The following is a 327-nucleotide window of genomic DNA, read 5'->3' as shown; positions in this document are numbered from 1 at the left end:
TGTTCGCGTGGTAAAGCCGAACGCCGGTTACCTCGGCCGTCCCGGTCGGAGTCTGAAGGACATCGCCAGCCTTCAGATCCTTGCCCTCGATGAACGCCGACCGAGTCTCGTCGTAGAACGGGTGGTGGAAGGTCGTCGTCAGGTGCGCGCCCTGCGCAACCGACGCTTCCCCGCCAACCTTGCCGCTCTGACCGGGCGTTGCCGAGGAGACCGCTGCGACCGTCTTGGCCGCCGACACGTGATCAGCGCCGTGGCCGTGGCTCGCGCCCAGCGCTCCCAGTACCGCTGCCGACGCCGCCAGGCCGAACGCCGCCTTGCGGGCGACCT

General features: G+C 69.1%; 1 protein-coding gene. It reads right to left on the bottom strand.

The features are described from left to right. On the bottom strand, positions 1–327 hold a 327-nt coding region (locus tag OC490_RS49210), incomplete at both ends, for a hypothetical protein (protein ID WP_262064577.1).

The sequence above is a fragment of the Streptomyces sp. STR69 genome, from assembly GCF_024519455.1.
GTDB lineage: Bacteria > Actinomycetota > Actinomycetes > Streptomycetales > Streptomycetaceae > Streptomyces.
The sequence above is the reverse complement of the archived record's forward strand: the minus strand, read 5'-3'. Positions and strand labels throughout refer to the sequence as shown.